General features: G+C 45.7%; 1 protein-coding gene. It reads right to left on the bottom strand.

What is annotated here, in order from left to right; genetic code table 11:
- Window positions 1-617, bottom strand: a 617-nt coding sequence (locus A3761_RS04530) for a TonB-dependent receptor (RefSeq protein ID WP_156491591.1), incomplete at both ends; no start/stop codon positions are given.

Genomic DNA, 617 nt, shown 5'->3' with positions numbered 1-617 from the left:
CGGTATTCGGAAACCGTTTGCATAGCGAACATAGATATTCTGACTATCATCAAGACGGAAACTAAAACTCAGTTTAGGACTTAAGTGATTGAATGAAGGGTCATTATCGCTCGATGCCCGCGCATAACTCGACGATGCATATTGCCCGTCAGATAGATTATTCGTGTAATCAAAACGGCTGGAGTCGTAGCGAAGGCCGGCTTCTACTGTTAAGTGATCAGTAACACTAAATGCAGCACTGGTATAGGGTGACACGGCGAAGTAATTCACGTCGTAGTCATAAATAGAGCCCTCAGCGACACTACTTCCCCAGCCACTGGGCACATAGTCAAAGGTTTGCTCATAGCTTCGACTAGACTTGGTATATTCAAGGTCGGCTCCAAAAGTCCAGCGGAGGCTATCTAGGCTATAGTCGGCTTTGAACATGAGGCCAAGCGTTTTTTGCTGGCTATCATTCTCAGGAAGGTTTCCCTGCCAAGTTGCTACATACTGGTTCCGGTTTGTTCTCAAGTACGCAATGGTACTCAGTTCAATCTCGTCATTAAGTAAGTGCGTCCATTCTGTACTCAAACGGGCAAAATCAAATTTTCGCTGAATATCCATCCCGGTAGCTAGTG

The organism is Oleiphilus sp. HI0123 (assembly GCF_001635315.1).
Note: the sequence above shows the minus strand (reverse complement) of the source record. Positions and strands in the feature narration are given on the sequence as shown.